The sequence below is a fragment of the Streptomyces doebereineriae genome (assembly GCF_031845645.1).
Taxonomy (GTDB): Bacteria; Actinomycetota; Actinomycetes; order Streptomycetales; family Streptomycetaceae; genus Streptomyces; species Streptomyces canus.
The window spans coordinates 831,067-850,179 of sequence record NZ_JAVREZ010000002.1; the positions used below are offsets into that span (position 1 = coordinate 831,067).

The 19,113-nt window shown below is 70.5% G+C and carries 19 protein-coding genes, 1 tRNA gene and 1 pseudogene; 4 read left to right on the top strand and 17 right to left on the bottom strand.

Features of this window, described 5'->3' with window-relative positions:
* Window positions 1-46 precede the first annotated feature (46 nt).
* The 3 genes and pseudogenes from RNB18_RS09355 to RNB18_RS09365 form a co-directional block, all read right to left on the bottom strand.
* Complete coding sequence (locus tag RNB18_RS09355; RefSeq protein ID WP_311713643.1) at window positions 47-2,590, bottom strand: MFS transporter; 2,544 nt, start codon at window positions 2,588-2,590, stop codon at window positions 47-49.
* 13 nt (window positions 2,591-2,603) lie between these two features.
* Window positions 2,604-3,110 (bottom strand): MarR family winged helix-turn-helix transcriptional regulator, encoded by a 507-nt coding sequence (locus tag RNB18_RS09360; protein WP_311713644.1) that lies wholly within the window; start codon window positions 3,108-3,110, stop codon window positions 2,604-2,606.
* A 146-nt stretch (window positions 3,111-3,256) separates the two neighbouring features.
* Window positions 3,257-4,489, bottom strand: a pseudogene (locus tag RNB18_RS09365) (IS200/IS605 family accessory protein TnpB-related protein).
* A gap of 284 nt (window positions 4,490-4,773) precedes the next feature.
* On the opposite strand from RNB18_RS09365, the gene RNB18_RS09370 reads away from it, so the two are divergent.
* The gene (locus RNB18_RS09370) at window positions 4,774-4,977 is read left to right on the top strand and encodes a hypothetical protein (RefSeq protein WP_266562699.1); all 204 of its coding nucleotides are present in this window, start codon (window positions 4,774-4,776) and stop codon (window positions 4,975-4,977) included.
* A 456-nt stretch (window positions 4,978-5,433) separates the two neighbouring features.
* On the opposite strand, the gene RNB18_RS09375 is transcribed toward RNB18_RS09370, so the two are convergent.
* The 8 genes from RNB18_RS09375 to RNB18_RS09410 form a co-directional block, all read right to left on the bottom strand.
* Window positions 5,434-6,327 carry an RNA polymerase sigma factor SigF gene (locus RNB18_RS09375; protein ID WP_311713645.1) on the bottom strand — a complete coding sequence of 298 codons (894 nt, stop codon included), beginning with the start codon at window positions 6,325-6,327 and terminating at the stop codon, window positions 5,434-5,436.
* 312 nt (window positions 6,328-6,639) lie between these two features.
* Window positions 6,640-7,497, bottom strand: coding sequence for an RNA polymerase sigma factor SigF (locus tag RNB18_RS09380; RefSeq protein WP_311713646.1), 858 nt, complete (start codon window positions 7,495-7,497; stop codon window positions 6,640-6,642).
* Between the two features lie 144 nt (window positions 7,498-7,641).
* Window positions 7,642-7,935, bottom strand: a complete 294-nt coding sequence (locus RNB18_RS09385; RefSeq protein ID WP_057609276.1) for a Dabb family protein — start codon at window positions 7,933-7,935, stop codon at window positions 7,642-7,644.
* Window positions 7,936-7,954: 19 nt separating this feature from the next.
* Window positions 7,955-8,131 (bottom strand): hypothetical protein, encoded by a 177-nt coding sequence (locus RNB18_RS09390; RefSeq protein ID WP_266517021.1) that lies wholly within the window; start codon window positions 8,129-8,131, stop codon window positions 7,955-7,957.
* A gap of 107 nt (window positions 8,132-8,238) precedes the next feature.
* A tRNA-Ser gene (locus RNB18_RS09395) sits at window positions 8,239-8,323 on the bottom strand.
* 45 nt (window positions 8,324-8,368) lie between these two features.
* On the bottom strand, window positions 8,369-8,794 hold the full coding sequence (gene tadA, locus RNB18_RS09400) for a tRNA adenosine(34) deaminase TadA (protein ID WP_311713647.1): 426 nt from the start codon (window positions 8,792-8,794) through the stop codon (window positions 8,369-8,371).
* Window positions 8,795-8,841: 47 nt separating this feature from the next.
* Entirely contained in the window at window positions 8,842-9,381 is a 540-nt protein-coding gene (locus tag RNB18_RS09405; RefSeq protein WP_311713692.1) for a tRNA adenosine deaminase-associated protein, read from the bottom strand.
* Window positions 9,382-9,691: 310 nt separating this feature from the next.
* Window positions 9,692-9,874, bottom strand: coding sequence for a hypothetical protein (locus RNB18_RS09410; RefSeq protein ID WP_007383124.1), 183 nt, complete (start codon window positions 9,872-9,874; stop codon window positions 9,692-9,694).
* 96 nt (window positions 9,875-9,970) lie between these two features.
* Between RNB18_RS09410 and upp the strand changes: the two genes are divergently transcribed.
* Window positions 9,971-10,606, top strand: coding sequence for a uracil phosphoribosyltransferase (gene upp, locus RNB18_RS09415; protein ID WP_057609479.1), 636 nt, complete (start codon window positions 9,971-9,973; stop codon window positions 10,604-10,606).
* A 434-nt stretch (window positions 10,607-11,040) separates the two neighbouring features.
* On the opposite strand, the gene RNB18_RS09420 is transcribed toward upp, so the two are convergent.
* Window positions 11,041-11,682, bottom strand: coding sequence for a LytR C-terminal domain-containing protein (locus RNB18_RS09420; RefSeq protein WP_311713648.1), 642 nt, complete (start codon window positions 11,680-11,682; stop codon window positions 11,041-11,043).
* A gap of 99 nt (window positions 11,683-11,781) precedes the next feature.
* Complete coding sequence (locus RNB18_RS09425; protein ID WP_003999914.1) at window positions 11,782-12,078, bottom strand: type II toxin-antitoxin system VapB family antitoxin; 297 nt, start codon at window positions 12,076-12,078, stop codon at window positions 11,782-11,784.
* Window positions 12,079-12,248: 170 nt separating this feature from the next.
* Here RNB18_RS09425 and RNB18_RS09430 point away from each other — a divergent pair, with 170 nt between their 5' ends.
* Window positions 12,249-13,790 carry a helicase HerA-like domain-containing protein gene (locus RNB18_RS09430; protein ID WP_311713693.1) on the top strand — a complete coding sequence of 514 codons (1,542 nt, stop codon included), beginning with the start codon at window positions 12,249-12,251 and terminating at the stop codon, window positions 13,788-13,790.
* A 190-nt stretch (window positions 13,791-13,980) separates the two neighbouring features.
* Here RNB18_RS09430 and RNB18_RS09435 read toward each other — a convergent pair whose 3' ends face one another.
* From RNB18_RS09435 to RNB18_RS09450, 4 genes are all read right to left on the bottom strand, one after another.
* On the bottom strand, window positions 13,981-14,298 hold the full coding sequence (locus RNB18_RS09435; RefSeq protein ID WP_311713649.1) for a hypothetical protein: 318 nt from the start codon (window positions 14,296-14,298) through the stop codon (window positions 13,981-13,983).
* Window positions 14,299-14,870: 572 nt separating this feature from the next.
* Window positions 14,871-15,521 (bottom strand): HdeD family acid-resistance protein, encoded by a 651-nt coding sequence (locus RNB18_RS09440; protein WP_311713650.1) that lies wholly within the window; start codon window positions 15,519-15,521, stop codon window positions 14,871-14,873.
* 57 nt (window positions 15,522-15,578) lie between these two features.
* On the bottom strand, window positions 15,579-16,166 hold the full coding sequence (locus RNB18_RS09445; RefSeq protein WP_311713651.1) for an HhH-GPD-type base excision DNA repair protein: 588 nt from the start codon (window positions 16,164-16,166) through the stop codon (window positions 15,579-15,581).
* A 33-nt stretch (window positions 16,167-16,199) separates the two neighbouring features.
* Window positions 16,200-16,937: a siderophore-interacting protein gene (locus RNB18_RS09450; RefSeq protein WP_311713652.1), complete on the bottom strand. Its 738-nt coding sequence runs from the start codon at window positions 16,935-16,937 to the stop codon at window positions 16,200-16,202.
* A gap of 79 nt (window positions 16,938-17,016) precedes the next feature.
* Here RNB18_RS09450 and RNB18_RS09455 point away from each other — a divergent pair, with 79 nt between their 5' ends.
* Window positions 17,017-19,110, top strand: coding sequence for a penicillin acylase family protein (locus tag RNB18_RS09455; protein WP_311713653.1), 2,094 nt, complete (start codon window positions 17,017-17,019; stop codon window positions 19,108-19,110).
* Window positions 19,111-19,113 lie beyond the last annotated feature (3 nt).

Genomic DNA, 19,113 nt, shown 5'->3' on the forward strand with positions numbered 1-19,113 from the left:
CACCTCCGCTCGGAGCGCGCTCCTGCCACGGGCCGGAGTCGGTGGACTACTCGCCGGGGTGGGCGAGTTCGATGTCGTGGCCGTCGACCGCGGGGCCGTTCACCGTCAGGGCCGTCGCCTGCGGCGGGTACCCCGTCGCGATGACCGTGTACTCGCCGCCGTCCAGGTCGGTGAAGGCGTACGCCCCGTCCGTCCCCGTGGTGGCGGTACCGACCACGTTGCCCGCCGCGTCCACGAGGGTGACCCGTGCGTCGGCCAGCGGACCGTGCGGCGCCCGTACGACACCCTGGAGGCGGGCGCCCGAGTCGAGGTCGACCTCGATACGGGTGACGCCGGTGCCACCGACCTCGACGGGCAGCGCGCGCGGCCGGTACCCGGCGGCGTTCACCGCGACGGTCACCGCACCCGGCACCAGCTCGCCGAAGGCGAACTCGCCCTGCTCACCGGTGGTCCCGGTGGCCAGCAGATCACCCCGCACATCAGTGACGATCACCATCGCGTCCTTGACCGGCTCCCCGCTCCGCGCGGCCCGCACGAGTCCGTTCAGCCCGCTGGTGCCGCTGAGGAGGACGTCGTAGGCCACCGGCTCGCTGTTCACGAGCACCGTGGACGCCTGCGGCTGGAAGCCGTCGGCCGAGGCGATCAGGACGTACGACCCCACGCTCGGCGCCTCGACCGCGTAGGAGCCGTCGGCCTGGGTCACCGACCGGCCCAGCTGCCGTCCCGCGAGCGAGATCAGCGTGACCGCGGCCTGCGGGACCGGCGCGCTCTCGTTGCCGCGCACGAAGCCGCGGACCGGGATGCCGCCGGAGCCGGCCGAGGGCTCCTCGGGGCGGGTCAGGGTGGCGACGGCGGACAGCCGCTGCGTGCCGTCGGGAGCGGTCTCGGTGTCGGAGGTGGTCGAGGCCCAGCTCGGCGTGTGCCCGGCAGTCGTCGGAGCCGCAGCTTCCGCGGGGGTCGCGGCCTCCGCGGGGGCCTCGGCGGACGAGTCGTCGCCGGCCGCCTGCGCCAGTGCGCCCTTGGTCTTCAGCGGAACCTCCTTGATGAACAGCGTGATCAGGAACGCGACGGCCGCGAGGGCACCGGCGATCAGGAACACGTCGGCGATGCCGTGGCCGTAGGAGCTCTCCATCAGGGTGCGCACCGGGGCCGGGAGCTTGCTCAGGTCCGGGATGCTGTCGGTGGAGGAGCCGGAACCGGACAGGGCGGCCTGGTACTTGGGGTCGAGGGCGGCGACGCCGTCCGTGACGTAGTGCGTGATCCGGTGGGACATGACCGCGCCGAGCGCGGAGACGCCGACCGCACCGCCGAGGGAACGGAAGAAGGTGACCGTGGAGCTGGCGGAGCCGAGGTCGCCCGGGTCGACCTGGTTCTGCGTACACAGCACCAGGTTCTGCATCATCATGCCGATGCCGAGACCCAGCAGGGCCATGAAGATCGACATCTTCCAGTAGGCCGTGTCGTACCGGATGGTGCCGAGCAGACCGAGACCGGCCGTCACCAGCACACCACCGCTGACCAGCCACGCCTTCCAGCGTCCGGTGCGGGTGATGAACTGCCCGGAGACGGTGGAGGAGACGAACAGACCACCGATCATCGGGATGGTCATCACACCCGACATCGTCGGGGACTTGTCGCGGGCCAGCTGGAAGTACTGGCTGAAGAAGACCGTGCCGGTGAACATCGCGACACCGACGAACAGCGAGGCCAGCGATGCGAGCGTGATGGTGCGGTTCCTGAACAGGCGCAGCGGGATGATCGGCTCGCGCACCTTGGACTCGACCAGCACGAACACCAGACCGAGGACGATGGAACCGCCGACCATCGCGTACGTCTGCCAGGAGATCCAGTCGTACTTGTCACCGGCGAAGGTGACCCAGACCAGCAGCAGCGAGACGGCGGCGGCGACGAAGAACGCACCGGCCCAGTCGACCTTCACGTCCCGCTTCACGACCGGCAGGTGCAGGGTCTTCTGCAGCACGATCAGCGCGATGACGGCGAAGGGGACGCCGACGTAGAAGCACCAGCGCCAGCCCAGCCACGAGGTGTCGGTGATGACACCGCCGAGCAGCGGACCGCCGACGGTGGCGACGGCGAAGGTCGCGCCGAGGTAGCCGGAGTAACGGCCGCGCTCACGCGGGGAGATCATCGCCGCCATGACGATCTGCGCGAGGGCGGACAGGCCGCCGACGCCGATGCCCTGGACGACGCGGCAGGCGATCAGCATGCCGGCGTTCTGCGAGAGACCCGCCGCCGCGGAGCCCAGGACGTAGATGACCAGGGCTATCTGGACGAGCGCCTTCTTGCTGTACAGGTCGGCGAGCTTGCCCCACAGGGGAGTGGCCGCGGTCATCGACAGCAGGGCGGCGGTGACGACCCAGGTGTAGGCGGACTGGCCGCCGCCGAGGTCGCTGATGATGTGCGGGAGTGCGTTGGTGACGATCGTGGACGACAGGATCGCCACGAACATGCCGAGCAGCAGGCCGGAGATGGCCTCCATGATCTGCCGGTGCGTCATGGGGGCGTACTCGGTGGAGCCTCCCCCGTGCTTGGCGTGTGCCCGCACACCGGTTGGTGTGGTCGTAGCCATGGGCTTCCTTCTCTTACTGGGTGGTCGCGGGTGTACGGGTGATCTGTTCGAGTACGGGGGGCACGGGCGGCCGCGGTTCGGGGCCGTGGGCGCGGGTGTCGTCGAAGCTCGCCCGGAGGCGGGCCATCAGCGCGGTCAGCTGGGCCACCTCGTCGTCGCTCCAGTCGCTCAGCCGTTCGGCGAGCAGCTGGCAGGTCCGACAGGACAGCTGGTCCAGGAGCGCCTGGCCGGCCGGCGTCAGCCGCAGGATGCGTGAGCGCTTGTCCGCCGGGTCGGGGGAGCGTTCGATCCAGCCGCGCTCGGCGACGTGCGCCACGTGCCGGCTGGTCACGGACATGTCCACGGCGAGCAGCTCGGAGAGCCTGCTCATGCGCATGTCTCCGTAGCGCCCGAGCAGGGTCAGTACGGCGGCGGAACCGGCGGGGCACTCGGACGGCATCATCCGTCCGATCTCCCTCTTCACAGCGCCGAAGGCGCTGAACTGACGGATCAGCTCCTCGTATCGCGTCTGCTCGGCCATCACACCTCCCGTATTCGTTGCTTAGGGCAACCATAGATGTGCTTGGTTGCTACAGGCAAATGAAACGGGGTGAGTGCGCCATAAAAACTTGGCAAAGGCAAGTATTGCGAACGTAAACCTGCGGGTGGGGGCCTGTACTACCGTTCCTAAGGACTGAGCGGGAGTGAGTCCTGTCGCCAGAACGCACGCTCAGCCGGGTGCTCCGAACGGTGTTGGGCACCCTGGTCGCCCGCTTTCGCTCCATGGCCCGGCCGGCGCGCATCCGGTGCGCGGTCCGGGAACATGGGGGGTGGGTTCCCTCGCGCCGACGGGTCTCCGGTCGGGCCTGGACGATCCGATGCCCCGCACCATCACTCTGGTGGGACAGGGGCGGTGTCGTCCGTCGCCGGATCGGGTGGCCGAGGGCGCGTCGCCCGATCGCGATGCTTGCCGCATCGTGCCGGGACATCTTGCGGGTTGTCGTGGTGAGCGGCTGCTGCCAGTGCTGGGCGCCCCAGCGGCTGGTGTAGGCGGGGTCGACCGCGATGACGGCGATGTCCTGCTCGGCGGCCATCGACACCAGCCGGGCCTTGAGCTTCGCGGTGGGGAAGCGGGAGATGAGGCGACGGAAACGCTTGCTGCGGCCGTGCTTCTCGCGGCTGGTGCCATCGCTGAAGTCGAGGTCCTCGATGGCGATCGCGGACGCCCCGCAACACCGGGCGTGGTGCAGCAGCCGGGTCAGCGCGTGCCGGATCTGCGCGTCCCGATGCTGGGCGGTGCCGGTGAGGTCGTAGAAGTAGCGCTGGGGTTCGCCGACCGGGTTGCCGTGCACGTCCAGCCCCGCCGCGTCCAGATGATGGCGGGCGCGGGCGAGGCGTTTACCGCCGCGCACCACCCGCACCCGGCCCGCCGCCCAGTCCGCCTCCACCACCGCCAGCCGATCCTTGAGGGTCTGCAGGCGGCGAGATTTGGCATGCCACTCGCCCCGCGAGGCATACCCGCGCACCAGCTCTGCGCGCTTGTCGGCTTTGGCACCGAGCGGCTGGGCCAGCCGCGCCCCGATGGACGCGATCTGCCGCCGCAGCCAGGCCATGTGGGCGGCCTGCCCGCGCCTGGCCAGCGTCCACTGATCATGGCTGGCCTTGGTGATACTGCCCGCCCAGCGCGCCGACGACCTCCCCGTCAGCTCCCGCTTGCGCACTGCCCAGGACGCCGCATCATGACCCAGCCCCTGCCGGGACCGCTCGGCGAGATCACCGGCCGCCAGCGAACCCAGGAACACCCCGACCTCAACCAGCACCGCCGCATCCACCGCAGACACCCGCAACCGGTCCCGAAGGGCCCACCCCGGCCGGAGCGGGCACCACAAACGACGCAGCCAACTCCCGCAGCCCGCCCACCCGATCCCCTCCCGCCAGGCCGAAGGCCCCTGTCACAGCAGTCAACGAGCAACCCCAGAAAAGGTCACCCGTTCGCCCCGAGAACTCCCGTTCCCCTCAGGGCCTCGAGCTCGGACACCCTCTTGGCAGCAGCGAACCCCCGGCGCACCGCGGACGACCGGCCCCACACATCCGGCCCCGGCACTCACCCAGACTCAAGCCCGCTCACGGCGTCGCCAGCAGTTCCGAACCCCCCTGAGCCCCGCACTTGGGCCCGGCTCCCGGATTCGCTAGGGTCTCTGGGCATGGCTGAGAACCAGGTCCCCCAGGGCAACCACGACCCCGCCGGCAGCACCCAGATGTTCCGCGCGTTCGTCGACGAGGGCCCGCAGGGCCGTCGGCAGCAGACCGCTCCCGCCTCTTCGGGCGGCCCGCGCATCGGCCTCATCATCGGCGTGGTGGTCGCAGTGGCGATCGTCGCGGCGGTGGCCTGGCTGGCGCTCAAGTAGCGGGTACCTGCGGCGCCTGTGCGGGTTCGGTGGGGACGGGTGTTGTGCGCAGTTCCCCGCGCCCCTGAATGCCTGCGGCGGCCTGTGCGTCCTCGGTGGGGGCGGGTGTAGCGCGTGCGGTTCTGGTGGGTGTCCGTCCTCGGTCCGGCGGTTGCTGTTACTTGGGCGGTGCCCGGTATCGGAGCCGGCCGCTGCGGGCGGACACCCCCCACCCCGTCCCCTTGCCGCCGTACGCGGCTACCGGCCCGTGGTGGCGCGCGGTGCGGCGAACGGCCCGTCGAGGCACATGAGGTGGGGATCGGTCCGTCGTGGCGTAGGGGAGTGCAACTCCCCAGGGGCGCGGGGAACTGCGCGACCAGCCCCCACCGACCCGCAGCCGCCCGGCGGCATGGCGAGGCACCCCCATAGGCGCCCCGCCCAAGCCCAGCGCAGCTGCCGGCACCCGGTCAGGGCAGGTCAGTCCGAGATGAGGCCCTCGCGCAGCTGCGCCAGTGTGCGGGTCAGCAGGCGCGAGACGTGCATCTGGGAGATGCCGACCTCCTCGCCGATCTGTGACTGCGTCATGTTGGCGAAGAAGCGCAGCATGATGATCTGCCGCTCACGGGGCGGGAGTTTGGCCAGCAGTGGCTTCAGGGACTCCCGGTACTCGACGCCCTCCAGAGCCGTGTCCTCGTAGCCGAGGCGGTCCGCGAGGGAGCCCTCGCCGCCGTCGTCCTCCGGGGCCGGGGAGTCCAGCGAGGAGGCGGTGTAGGCGTTGCCGACCGCGAGGCCGTCGACGACGTCCTCCTCGGACACGCCCAGCACGGAGGCGAGTTCGGCCACCGTCGGAGAACGGTCCAGCTTCTGGGAGAGCTCGTCGCTGGCCTTGGTGAGGGCCAGCCGCAGCTCCTGGAGGCGGCGCGGGACGCGCACCGACCACGAGGTGTCGCGGAAGAACCGCTTGATCTCGCCGACGACGGTCGGCATCGCGAAGGTCGGGAACTCCACGCCGCGTTCGCAGTCGAAGCGGTCGATCGCCTTGATCAGGCCGATGGTGCCGACCTGGACGATGTCTTCCATCGGCTCGTTGCGCGAGCGGAAGCGGGCCGCCGCGTAGCGCACCAGCGGGAGGTTGAGTTCGATGAGGGTGTCCCGGACGTAGGCGCGCTCCGGGCTGTTCTCGTCGAGTGCGGCGAGCCGCAGGAAGAGGGAGCGGGACAGGGTGCGGGTGTCGATGGCTCCGGACACCGTCGGGGGAGCCGGGATGACCGGGGCCGGTGCGGCCTCGACGGCCGTGATGTCGTCGAGCACTGGCTCAGCCTCGCTCTTCGTGAGCGTAAGCACCTTCGAGCTGCCCTGATCTGCGGACATGCCACCCCCTTTGGGTCGCGGGACGGTCGTGGCGAACGCCCCGGGTGGAACGTCAGCCTTCACCTGAATACCGGAGCCGAAGCCTCGGCAAACGCGCTTCCCGCAGAATGTCACATGTCGGCAACACGCTGTAGTGACATGTCGACATGTGAGACCCGAATACGCCCTGGATAAAGGGGGTCTGACGGTCTTTCGGCACAGAAGTGTCGGGAACGGCGCTGGTGAGCGATTCGCTCGTGCCGGTTACGCCTCGATACTGCTTGCGAACTGCGGTGTTCCGGAACGTGCGACCGTGCGCCCCTTATGCATCGGCTAAGCGTCGATCCGATTGGCGGATCGCAGCCGCTGGAAGCTACGCGCGAGTAGCCTCGAAACGTGCATCTGCGAGACGCCGAGTTCCGCGCTGATTTGCGACTGGGTGAGATTGCTGTAGTAGCGCAGCAGCAGGATTCGCTGTTCCCGTTCCGGGAGTTGGACCAGTAGATGGCGGACCAGGTCGCGGTGCTCCACGCCGTCCAGCGCCGGGTCCTCGTAGCCGAGCCGGTCGAGCAGGCCCGGCAGTCCGTCGCCCTCCTGGGCCGCCTCGAGCGAGGTGGCGTGGTACGACCGTCCGGCCTCGATGCAGGACAGCACCTCGTCCTCGGTGATGCGCAGCCGCTCCGCGATCTCGGCGGTCGACGGGGTCCGTCCGAAGGCGGTCGTCAGGTCCTCCGTCGCGCCGTTGACCTGCACCCACAGCTCGTGCAGCCGGCGTGGGACGTGGACCGTGCGGACGTTGTCGCGGAAGTACCGCTTGATCTCGCCGACGACGGTCGGCATCGCGAAGGTCGGGAACTGCACACCCCTGTCCGGGTCGAAGCGGTCGATCGCGTTGATGAGCCCGATGGTGCCGACCTGGATCACGTCCTCCATCGGCTCGTTGCGGGAGCGGAAGCGGGAAGCCGCGTAGCGCACGAGAGGGAGGTTGGCCTCGATGAGCGCCGTCCGTACCCGGCTGTGTTCCGGTGTGCCCGGCTGAAGCCCTTTCAACTGGCCGAAGAGCACCTGGGTGAGCGCCCGGGTGTCGGCGCCGCGACTGCGTGGAGCGGCCTCCTGGGTGGCCTCCTGGGGAGGCGCGGTACTGGCCGACACGGTCAACGCCACCTCTTCGTTGATCAACCCATCCGTCAAAAGCGGTCATAGCATCACAAGACATGTGCACTGTGTGCAAGCACCTCATAACGTTTGGTTACGCCGTGTTGAGTGGCAAGTTGGGGCGTTGGACGCAGAAAAGCCTCCCACCGTTCCCGGCGGGAGGCTTCGGAGCGCTCGGGCTCAGTACGCGTAGTCCGCGATCACCCAGGTGGCGAACTCCTTCCACAGCGCAACGCCCGCCTGGTGCTCCGGGTGCTCGACGTACGTCCGCAGCGCGGTCGCGTCCTCGAAGCCGGAGTTGATGGCGAAGTCGTAGGCGATGGGCCGGTCGCTGAGGTTCCAGCCCAGCTCCCAGAAGCGGATCTCGGGGATCTTGCTCTCCAGCGCGCGGAAGGCCTCGACGCCCGCCACCACGCGCGGGTCGTCGCGCTCGACGCCCTCGTCGAGCTTGAAGAGGACGAGGTGGCGGATCATGGGCGCTCCCTTGGTTCTGTCAATGCGCCCCGTCGGCCAGCCAGGTGAAGAAGTCGCCGACGGCCTTGGCGGCGTCCGATATGCCCTCGAACCCTATCTGGACGTAGTCAGCCGCCTTTTCAGGGTCCGTGATGATCACATACAGCACGAAGACCACGAGCACATAGACGGCGATCTTCTTTCCGTTCACCGCCACCGCGGCCTCCCCCGCTTCTGGTGTGTCTGTTCCTTCTGGGGCGCGAGTGTAACCGGGGTGATCAGTACGCACGAAGGGCCCCGTCTCTCGACGAGGCCCTTCTCAAGCGGTAGCGGAGGGATTTGAACCCTCGGTGACTTGCGCCACACTCGCTTTCGAGGCGAGCTCCTTCGGCCGCTCGGACACGCTACCGAGGGAGACCTTACAGCAAGGTGGGGCGTGCTTTGAAATCGGAATTCAGCGCTCGCGGAAGAACTCCGTGAGGAGTCCGGCGCACTCCTCCGCGAGGACACCTTCGATGACTTCGGGCCGGTGGTTGAGGCGCCGGTCGCGGACGACGTCCCACAGGGAACCGGCCGCGCCGGCCTTCTCGTCCCGGGCTCCGTAGACCACCCGGTCCACCCGGGACTGGACGATCGCGCCCGCGCACATCGTGCACGGCTCCAGCGTGACGACGAGCGTGCAGCCGGTCAGCCGCCACTCGCCGAGCTCCGCCGCCGCCCTTCTGATCGCGAGGATCTCCGCGTGCGCGGTCGGATCGCCGCCGGCCTCGCGTTCGTTGTGGCCGGCCGCGAGCACGGTCGTACCGTCCGGGGACAGTACGACGGCGCCCACCGGCACGTCCGCGCCCGCCTTGCCGGCCTCCTCCAGGGCGAGCCGCATCGCGGCCCGCCAGTGGTCACGTACCGGGTCTGCCGCGGTGGTTCCGGTCAGCGGACGGTCTCCAGGACCTCCGAGGCGCCCAGGGACTCGGCGATCTCGGTGACGGCGTCCTCCGACAGGGACTTCAGCTGCTTCTCGCTGACGCCCAGGTCGTCGAGGACCTGCGCGTCGCCGACCGGGCCGTGCGGCACGATCTCTCCGGAGACACCCGCCTCCGCGGTCGGGTCGTCGTCCTCGTCCTCGTCCTCACCGTCCTCGGTGCCGTCGAGGTCGAGGGCGTCGAGGTCCGGGTCGTCGTCGCCGGGCTCCCTTCCGAGCAGTTCGTCGGTGAGCAGGATCTCGCCGTACGAGCTGCGGGCAGCGGCGGCGGCGTCCGAGACATAGATGCGAGGGTCCTCCTCGCCGTCGATGCGGACGACGCCGAACCAAGCGTCTTCCTGCTCGATCAGTACAAGCACCGTGTCGTCCTCGGGCGCGGCTTCCCGGGCGAGGTCGGCCAGATCCGACAGGGTCTCCACATCGTCCAGCTCTGTGTCGCTCGCTTCCCACCCGTCTTCGGTGCGCGCGAGCAGTGCGGCGAAGTACACCGTGACTCTCCCACTGGTCATAGGCGTGCCGGTTGGGGGTCCCCCCGGCGGAGGTTGTAGGCGGGGAGAGCTCGGCTCCGAGCCCCGCCCACTCGGAATCGTGGCAGAAACAAGGCGTTCAGGGGACGTCTTCGGCACCCTGTGTCCGGTGGTTTTGATCGCACGTGCGTCGGCACGTCGGTGAAGGACTCACCAGCGCACTCGTCGCCGCCACGAGCGGGATCGTACGCCGCTTTCCCAAGGGCCCACGCACAGCCACCTGTTCGGCGCACCGTCGGTGCGCCGCCAGGCTCGGGGCGCGTGATCATCCTTACCAGCGGAAGGTCCGCATACGCATCGCGTGTCGCAGCCGGGCCACCTTCGCCCGGCGCGGCTGCACCCGGTCGCGAAGTTCTCGGGCCTCCGCGAGATCGCGCAGGAACTGCGCTCGACGGCGCCGGCGCTCGGCGTCGGTCTCCTGTGACGACGGTTCGTGCTCAGGCAGGTCAGGCATCGGTTCACCACCCCAGTCCGTCCCTCCCACTTTCCCCCGGTCGGGCGGTTTGACGCCAGCGCGAGGGGTGCGGTGGACCCGGCTACTGTTGTGGCCATGCGTCTCCACGTCGTCGACCACCCTCTGGTCGCCCACAAACTCACCGCGTTGCGCGACCAGCGCACCGACTCCGCGACCTTCCGTCGTCTCGCCGACGAACTGGTCACCCTGCTCGCCTACGAGGCCACGCGCGACGTGCGCACCGAGGCGGTCGACATCCGCACGCCGGTCGCCCCCACGACCGGTGTGAAGCTGTCGTATCCGCGCCCGCTGGTGGTGCCGATCCTCCGTGCCGGGCTCGGCATGCTGGACGGCATGGTCCGTCTGCTGCCGACCGCCGAGGTGGGTTTCCTCGGCATGATCCGTAACGAGGAGACGCTGCAGGCGACCACGTACGCCGCGCGCATGCCGGAGGACCTCTCCGGGCGGCAGGTGTACGTCCTCGACCCGATGCTCGCGACCGGTGGCACCCTGGTCGCCGCGATCCGTGAGCTGATCAAGCGCGGTGCGGACGACGTGACGGCGGTGGTTCTGCTGGCCGCCCCGGAGGGCGTGGAGATCATGGAGCGCGAGCTGGCGGGCACTCCGGTCACGGTGGTCACGGCCGCGGTCGACGACCACCTCAACGAGCACGGTTACATCGTCCCGGGCCTCGGCGACGCGGGGGACCGGTTGTACGGCGCGGCCGAGTAGGGGTTGCCTCCGGCGGTTGAGCGGGGGTGCCTGCGGCGGCCTGTGCGGGTTCGGTGGGTTTGCCTGCGGCGGCCTGTGCGGCTGGGTGGGGGCGGGCGTTGTGCGCAGTTCCCCGCGCCCCTGGATGCCTGCGGCGGCCTGTTTCGGTTCGGTGGGGGCGGGTGTAGCGCGTGCGGTCTGGTGGGTGGGTCGGGGCCGGGGGGGGGGGGGTCCGTCCTCGGTCCGGCGGCTCGGCTGCTCCAACAGTGCTCGGTAACGGACGCCGGCCGCTGCGGGCGGACACCCCCCACCCCGTCCCCTTCACGCCGTACGCGGCCAACGGCCCGTCCTGGCGCGGGTGACTGCACCTACCCAGGGGCGCGGGGAACTGCGCGACCGGCCCCCACCGGCCTGCAGACGCGTAAGGACCCGGTGTGGCCCCGCCTTACGACACCTCAGCAGCTCTTCTTCGACGCCGTAGCCGTCGGCTCGGGTGCGTTCAGTGCGGCCAGTGCCTTGTTCGCGGCCGCCTTGCTGGTCAGGCTCTTGAAGCCCGTTCCGATGATCAGGTCGACCTCGGCGCCCTTGCGCGTGTCCGTGCGGGTCTCGGCGGAGGCCAGCTGTGTCGCGAGGACCGGCAGCGAGGTCTTGAGGGCGGTCGACGGACCGAGCAGTACCCCCGTGCCCTTGACCTTCTTGTCGTAGGTCGCCGTCGCGTTGCCCACATCGCCGATCTTGAAGCCCCGCTTCTTCAGTTCGTCCGCCGTCTTCTTGGCGAGTCCGCCGCGAGCCGTGGCGTTCAGGACGTTGACGGTGATCTGGCCCGGCTTGGGGAGAGGGACCGCAGAGGCGGAGGGGGACGCGCCGGCTTTCGTCGTGCAGTCACCCTTGGAGCCGACCGCGGAGGCCTCGTCCCCGCCGCCCGTGAACACGTCGATGAGCTGGAGCGTGCCCCAGCCGACCAGGCTCAGCGCGGCCACGGAGGCCACCACGCCGAGCACGAGCCTGCTGCGCCGCCGGCGCCGACGCATCCGGGGGTACTTGTCGCCCGTGATCCGGTACTTACGGCCCATGCCGGGGGGCGTCAGCATGCTCATGGGCGCAGCGTAGTGCGCCAGGACGGCAATGCCTACTAGATGATCATTGACCACGGCGCAGGTGAACCCGAAAGGGCCAAACCTTTACAGCGCGGTCACTCAGTCCAGTTCGAGCACGCGCGCGTGCAGCACCTGTCGCTGCTGGAGCGCCGCCCGCACCGCGCGGTGCAGGCCGTCCTCCAGGTACAGGTCGCCCTGCCATTTCACGACGTGCGCGAACAAGTCGCCGTAGAACGTCGAGTCCTCGGCGAGGAGGGTTTCCAGGTCGAGCTGGCCCTTGGTCGTCACCAGCTGATCGAGGCGGACCGGGCGCGGTGCGACGTCCGCCCACTGCCGGGTGCTTTCCCGGCCGTGGTCGGGGTACGGCCGGCCGTTTCCGATGCGCTTGAAGATCACACGGAAAGCCTACCGGTCAAGACCTTCCGGGCGCAGCCATGGCGACCGAGTGCGACGCTGGAAAAAAGCCGCGAAAAGGCGCGTAACGGGAGCAGGGGTTTGGCATGAGCGAGCGAAAGACCCCGCCGGAGGGCGTCACGGGGGCCGCCGCGGGCACCACCGACCGGTCCATGCCGGAGGCACAGTCCGGCTCCGCCGCTCTGCCCCGGGAGGCACTGAAGATCGCCTCCGGCTACGCCTTCACCGGCCCCGCCCTCGATCTGGGCGCGCTGCTGTGGGACGGCGTCTGTCTGCCGGACGCGCAGGTCAGGATCCCGCTGCCGATGCTCAACCGGCACGGGCTCGTCGCCGGTGCCACCGGCACCGGCAAGACCAAGACGCTCCAGCTCATCGCCGAGCAGCTGTCGGCGCAGGGGGTTCCGGTCTTCCTCGCCGACATCAAGGGCGATGTCTCGGGGATCTCCGAGCCGGGTGTGCGCAACGAGAAGGTGCAGGCCAGAGCTGCGGAAGTGCATCAGACGTGGGCCGCCACCGGGTGTCCCGCCGAGTTCTACGCCCTCGGCGGCATCGGCCACGGCATCCCCGTCCGGGCCACCGTCACCAGTTTCGGTCCGGTGCTGCTGTCCAAGGTGCTCCAGCTCAACCAGACCCAGGAGCAGTCCCTCGGCCTGATCTTCCACTACGCCGACCAGAAGGGGCTCGAGCTCGTCGACCTCAAGGATCTCAGGGCCGTCGTCGCCTTCCTGACCTCCGACGAGGGCAAGGGCGAGCTGAGGAACATCGGTGGCCTCAGCACGGCCACGGCCGGGGTGATCCTCAGGTCCCTCACCGCCTTCGAGGCGCAGGGCATGGCCGACTTCTTCGGGGAGCCGGAGTTCGACACCGCTGAACTGCTGCGGACGCAGGACGACGGGCGCGGGCTGGTGTCCGTGCTGGAACTGGCCGCCGTACAGGACCGGCCGCAGCTCTTCTCGACCTTCCTGATGTGGCTGCTCGCCGATCTGTTCCACGATCTGCCGGAGGTCGGTGACGCCGACAAGCCGAAGCTCGTCTTCTTCTTCGACGAGGCGCATCTGCTCTTCAACGGGGCCTCGAAGGCCTTCCTCGACTCCCTCACGCAGACCGTCCGGCTGATTCGCTCGAAAGGGGTCGGCGTCTTCTTCGTCACGCAGACCCCGAAGGACGTACCCGCCGACGTCCTCGCCCAGCTCGGCAACCGGGTCCAGCACGCGCTGCGGGCCTTCACCCCCGACGACCAGAAGGCGTTGAAGGCGACCGTGAAGACCTTCCCCGACTCCGCGTACGACCTGGAGGAGCTGCTCACCGGTCTAGGGACGGGGGAGGCCGTGGTGACGGTGCTGAGCGAGAAGGGGGCTCCCACGCCCGTCGCCGCGACCCGCCTGCGCGCTCCCGAGTCCCTGATGGGCCCTGTCGACGCCGGTGCGCTGGACTCGGCGGTCGAGGCCTCGCCGCTGCATGGGCGTTACGCACAGGCTGTGGACAGGGAGTCGGCGTACGAGAAGCTCAGCTCGCGGGGTGCCAAGGGCCCGGACGAGATGAAGGCCCCGCCCACGTCTCGTCGGGAGGACCCCTCCGTCGTCGAACAGGTCGTCGGCAGTGGCATGTTCAAGTCGCTCACGCGGTCGCTGGGCACGCAGATCGGGCGTGAGATCACCCGCTCGCTCTTCGGTACGGCCCGGAGGAGGCGGTAGTCCCGCCTCCTCCGGAGGATCAGCCGCGCTTCTCCTCTCCCGACGGCGGCTTCTTCTTGGTGCTCTGCGGTTTCGGTGCACTGCGTGCGGCCTCCGCGCGCAGCAGGGCGCGCAGGATCGCGTACGGGTCGTTGGGCATGACGGTGTTCCTTGCGTGAGTGCTGAGCAGGCCTGCGGGAAGCGGGCTCTGTCAGCAGCGCAGGACCACGGAACGCAGGGCGCGCAGCACGTACGGCGGCCGCGGCGACGCCGGGACGGGGCGGTACGCCGGCACTCCGGGAGCCGTCTGCGGTCGCGGAACGGGGCGCAGAGGTACGGCCGTACGGTGGACGGTCCGGGCCGGTGGCCGCAGGGGGGTGTCGAGGACGTCGTACTCGACGAGCTCCCCGGCCGGAACGGGCGGGATCGCGTGCGCCTGGAAATGGGCCCCGGGAACCAGCAGCGCGAGCAGCAGCACGAGCGTCCGCAGCCAGTCATGGCTGCGCGGGGCACGTCGTACGGAACTCACACAGGTCGTCTCCCCGCCCGGCGCACGTGATTCATCACTTCGGCCGCGCGATTCACCCGGTCGCAGCAGCGTGCACGTCGGTGGGGCGGGGGTGATGCTCGCCGGTTCCTGTCCCGAGGGCGTGGTTGGTGACTCGGCTGCGGGGTTCTCCTGGCCGCGGCAGCAGGCATGGCTGTGCTGCGGCGGCCGGGGGCACCCATCGGTTCCCGTCCGGCGCGCGCGGCTCGTGATTGCGGCTGTGAGGTTCGTCCGGTCGCAGCAGAGTGCCCGCCGGTGGGGTGACGGGACTGTGGCCGTGGTGGAGGGCCGTGGTGTGGTGGAGATCGGGGGTGGCGCCCGCGGGTTGCCGTCCGGCGGGGGTGACTCGTCGTCGGTCGCGGCAGTAGGCATGCCGGTGGTGCGGCGGCGACTGGGTGGTACCCGTCGGTTCTCGTCCGGCGCGCGGTTCGTCCGGTCGAGGCGGCGCGTCCGTCGGTGGCGTGGGTGGCACTCGCCGGGCGCCGTCGGGCGGGGGCGATCACCGCTTCAGCCGTGGGCTTCACCTGGCCGGGGCATGACCGTGGGGGACATGGTCACAGCGTGCGCGGTACCTCCCGGGCCCGGGTGCGGATGCTGAGCGCGGTGATGATCTCCACGGCTCCGACGACGACCAACCAGATGCCGCCGACCAGGGTGAGCACGGCGACCGATTCGAAGGGGGAGTCGATCAGCACGATCCCGGCGGCGAAGGTGAGCACGCCGAGGAAGATCTGCCAGCCGCGGGCCGGCATCGACCGGTCGGACGCGGCGGCCAGGGTCTGGGTGATGCCGCGGATCAGCCAGCCGATGCCGATCCACAGGGCGAGCAGCAGGATCGACCGCATCGGGCCGCGCAGACAGAACAGGCCCAGCAGGATGGACAGGGCGCCGCTGACGAAGGCCAGGACGCGCAGGGCCGTCGTCCTGTGGGTGCCGAAGGCCGCGACCAGCTGAAAGACACCGCTGATCAGGAGGTAGACGCCGAAGAGGACACCGGCCGCGAGCAGGGTGGCGTCGGGCCAGACCAGGACCAGGACGCCCAGGATCAGGGAGGCGACGCCGGTGAGCAGGACGACCTGCCAGGCGGCCTGGGCGAGGGTGTGCAAGGGCCCCTCGAAGGGCGGTTCGGGCGCGTGCGCCGAGACACCCGGCGGGCGGCCCGCGTGGACCTTGCGGTCGTCGAAGCGGTCGTCGAACTCGGTCATGGTCCATGCTGGGACCGCCGGCCACCGCACGGCCACCGGGGCGGGCCACCCGGCTGACTAGGCCTTCTTGGCCGCCTTCGCCGCCGCCTTCATCTCCTGTTTGTGCGCGCGGACCTTGGTGAGCGACTCGGGGCCGGTGATGTCGGCGACGGACCGGAAGGACTTCGGCTCGCCGTACGCGCCGGCGGCCTCGCGCCAGCCCTTCGGCTGAACGCCGAGCTGCTTGCCCAGCAACGCCAGGAAGATCTGCGCCTTCTGCTTCCCGAACCCCGGCAGCTCCTCCAGGCGGCGCAGCAGTTCGCGGCCGTCGGCCACGCCCTTCCACACCAGCTCGGCCTGGCCGTCGTAGTGCTCGACCAGGTACTGGCACATCTGCTGGATCCGCTTGGCCATCGAGCCGGGGTAGCGGTGCACGGCCGGCTTCTCGGAGAGCAGCGCGGCGAAGGCCTCCGGGTCCTGTGCGGCGATCTCGTGCGCGTCGAGGTCGTTCGCGCCGAGGCGGTCCGCGATGGTGCGGGGGCCCTTGAACGCCCACTCCATCGGGACCTGCTGGTCCAGCAGCATCCCGACCAGCGCGGCGAGCGGGGAGCGGCCGAGGAGTTCGTCGGCCTCGGGGTCCTGGGCGAGGTGAAGGGTGACGTCCATGTCCCCGATCATGCCTGTGCCGACGGCTCGCCTCTACCGGGAGTCGGCGGACTGCTCCCTCCAGTAGCCGAGCGCGTTCACCCGCTCCTTGGCCACGCCGAGATCCTTGCGGACGTACGACGACAGCGCCCTGGTCGTCGTCGTGTCGCAGGCGATCCACACATACGCGTCCGGGTGGCTCTTCAGCAGACCGGGCAGGTCCGCCTTCACCTGGGCGACCAGATGCGCGCCGGAGTCGAGGCGGAGGACCCGGCGGACCTCGTGGCGGGACGGGTCGGTGCGGAAGGGGAGGCCCTCGTCGCCGCCCTCGAACCAGACGGTCGCGGGGGAGGAGTCCAGGGCGCCGAGGAGGGAGTTGAGGGCGGGCAGGGAGGCCGGGTCGCCGATGGCGAAGACATGGGTGGGCTCGGGGTCGGGGCGCTCGAAGCCGGTTCCGTGGACCGTGGCCTCGATGGTGTCGCCGGGCTTCACCGTCCGGGCCCAGTCGCTGGCCACGCCGTCGTGCAGCGCGAACTCCAGGGTGAAGGTGCCTGCCGCGGGGTCCGGGTCGACCAGGGTGTACGCGCGCTGGTGCGGTTTGCCCGCGCCGGAGAACCACACGCGCACCCACATCGTCGGGTGGACGCCGGTGACCGCCAGCATGCCGCCGTCGGTGAGGTGCACCCGCCGGTACGCGCCGGTGACGTACTCGGCGCCCGTCACGGTGAACGTGAAGTCCTTCGCGCGCAGCAGTCTTAGGACCGCTCCCTCCCAGCCGTGCCCCTGCCCCATGACCTTTTCACCCCTCGCGTACGATTCCCTCACCAGGCAAACTTAGGTAAGCCTAACTTAAACGGAAGCGGGTTCGAGGGTGAGTATCGAGATCTACCGCGACGCCTGGGGGATTCCCCATCTCCGCGCGGGCAGCGCGCGTGAACTCGCGCGCGCCCAGGGCCGGGTCACCGCCCGCGACCGTGCCTGGCAGCTGGAGGCCGAACGGCACCGGGCGCAGGGCACCTCGGCCGCCTTCCTCGGTGCCGGGGCCCTGTCCTGGGACACCCTCGCGAGACGCGCCCGCCTGGACGACACGGCGAGACGCTGCTTCGGTGCGCTGGAGAGACGGGACCCGGAGACGGCCGACTGGGTGCGGGCGTACGTCGACGGCGTGAACGAGGAGCTGCCGGGCGCGCGGGCCCCGGAGTTCGCCCGCGTCGGCCTCGCCCCCGGGCGCTGGGAGCCCTGGACCCCGCTCGGCGTCTGGCTCGCCACCCACATCCTGTTCGCCGGCTTCCCGGCCAAGCTCTGGCGGGACGAGGCGCTACGGCACCTGGGCCCGGACGCGATCGGCCTGTTCGCCGCCGACGGCCCGGGCACCTCCGGCAGCAACGGCTGGCTGGTCGCCGGCACCCGCACCACCACCGGCCACGCCGTCCTCGCCGGCGACCCGCACCGCTACATCGAGGATCCCGGCGTCTACCAGCAGATCCGGCTCTCCTGCCCCGAGTTCGACGTCATCGGCCTCGCGGTCCCCGGGGTCCCCGGCATCGCCCACTTCGGCCACACCGGCACGGTCGCCTGGTCCATCACCAACGCCATGGCCGACTACCAGGACCTGTACCGGGAGCGACTGCGCCGCACAGGGGCCGGGGTGGAGGCCCTCGGCCCGGACGGCGTCTGGCACCGGGCCACCCGGCACACCGAGACGGTCGAGGTGGCGGGCGAGGCCCCGGTCGAGATCGAGGTGATCGAGACCGGGCGGGGGCCGGTGATCGCGGGCGGTCCGGAAGGGCTGGACGAGGGAGTGCCGGAGGAGGAGCGGCCGGTCTTCCCGGGTGTGCCCGTGGCCCTCTCCCTCTGCTACCCGCCCCAGGTCACCGAGGACCTCGGCTTCAGTGCCCTGCTCCCCCTCCTCCGGGCCCGCCGTACCGTCGACGTGGACCGGGCGTTCGACCTGTGGGCCGAGCCCGTGAACGTCGTCCAGGCCGCCGACACCGAGGGCGGGCTGCTGCACCGGGTCGCCGGACGGGTCCCCGTGCGCGCGGAGGCCAACCGGCTGCACCCCGTCCCCGCCTGGGAGCCCGGGCACGACTGGCGGGGCTGGCACGACTCTCCCCGCGCCGGTCTCACCGACGGCATCGCCGTGATGGCCAACCAGCGCGGCCCCGCCACCCCGCTGGGCGTGGAGTTCGCCCCGCCCCACCGGGCCGACCGCATCACCGCCCTGCTGCGGGAGAAGGAGCAGTGGTCGGCCGCCGACATGCCCCTGATCCACACGGACACCCATCTCGCCTCCGCGCAGCCGCTGCTGGATCACCTCGAGGCCCTGGACGGACTGAGCCCCGAGGCCGTGACCACGAGGGAAACGATTCTCCGCTGGAATCGCCGCATGGTCGCGAGCAGCCGTGAGGCCGCCCTCTACGCCGCCGTACGCAGCGCGGTCGTACGACGGCTAGCCGCCCACCCCGCGTTCGCGGCCCTGACCGCCCCGCCCGCCTACCCGGACGTCCTGCTCCCCTGGCTCGGCCTCGTCCCCCGTGTCGCCTTCGCGCTCGAACACCTCCTGCGCGCCGAGGAGTTGTACGGCATCGACCGCGCCGGGATCGTGCGGGCCGCCGTGGAGGAAGTGGCCGCCGAGCCGCCGCGGGGCACCTGGGGCGACACCCATCGCCTCGCCCCCTGGCGGGCGCTTCCCGAGAGCGACTGGGACGCCCCGGCCCTCTCCGGCGACCACGACTGCGTCCTGTGCACCTCCGCGGTCCCCGGACTCACCGACCTCGCCGCCCGTGGCCCGGCCGCCCGTTACGTCTGGGACCTAGCCCGCCGCGAGGACAGCCTCTGGGTGGTCCCACTGGGCGCCTCCGGCGTGTCCGGCTCACCGCATCACCACGACCAACTCCCCTTGTGGCTCAGGGGAGATCTCGTCCCCGTCGGCACCGACTGGCAGCAGCTGAAGAAGGAAGACTGAGGA

What these genes read in the sequence shown, in the direction of transcription:
- RNB18_RS09385 (WP_057609276.1), bottom strand. Translation starts at nt 7,935, where the DNA reads ATGATCCGCCACCTCGTCCTCTTCAAGCTCGACGAGGGCGTCGAGCGC.
- RNB18_RS09410 (WP_007383124.1), bottom strand. Translation starts at nt 9,874, where the DNA reads ATGCCTGACCTGCCTGAGCACGAACCGTCGTCACAGGAGACCGACGCC.
- RNB18_RS09360 (WP_311713644.1), bottom strand. Translation starts at nt 3,110, where the DNA reads ATGGCCGAGCAGACGCGATACGAGGAGCTGATCCGTCAGTTCAGCGCC.
- RNB18_RS09430 (WP_311713693.1), top strand. Translation starts at nt 12,249, where the DNA reads ATGCCGGAGGCACAGTCCGGCTCCGCCGCTCTGCCCCGGGAGGCACTG.
- tadA (WP_311713647.1), bottom strand. Translation starts at nt 8,794, where the DNA reads ATGCGGCTCGCCCTGGAGGAGGCCGGCAAGGCGGGCGCGGACGTGCCG.
- RNB18_RS09445 (WP_311713651.1), bottom strand. Translation starts at nt 16,166, where the DNA reads ATGGACGTCACCCTTCACCTCGCCCAGGACCCCGAGGCCGACGAACTC.
- RNB18_RS09370 (WP_266562699.1), top strand. Translation starts at nt 4,774, where the DNA reads ATGGCTGAGAACCAGGTCCCCCAGGGCAACCACGACCCCGCCGGCAGC.
- RNB18_RS09450 (WP_311713652.1), bottom strand. Translation starts at nt 16,937, where the DNA reads ATGGGGCAGGGGCACGGCTGGGAGGGAGCGGTCCTAAGACTGCTGCGC.
- upp (WP_057609479.1), top strand. Translation starts at nt 9,971, where the DNA reads ATGCGTCTCCACGTCGTCGACCACCCTCTGGTCGCCCACAAACTCACC.
- RNB18_RS09375 (WP_311713645.1), bottom strand. Translation starts at nt 6,327, where the DNA reads ATGTCCGCAGATCAGGGCAGCTCGAAGGTGCTTACGCTCACGAAGAGC.
- RNB18_RS09440 (WP_311713650.1), bottom strand. Translation starts at nt 15,521, where the DNA reads ATGACCGAGTTCGACGACCGCTTCGACGACCGCAAGGTCCACGCGGGC.
- RNB18_RS09355 (WP_311713643.1), bottom strand. Translation starts at nt 2,590, where the DNA reads ATGGCTACGACCACACCAACCGGTGTGCGGGCACACGCCAAGCACGGG.
- RNB18_RS09420 (WP_311713648.1), bottom strand. Translation starts at nt 11,682, where the DNA reads ATGAGCATGCTGACGCCCCCCGGCATGGGCCGTAAGTACCGGATCACG.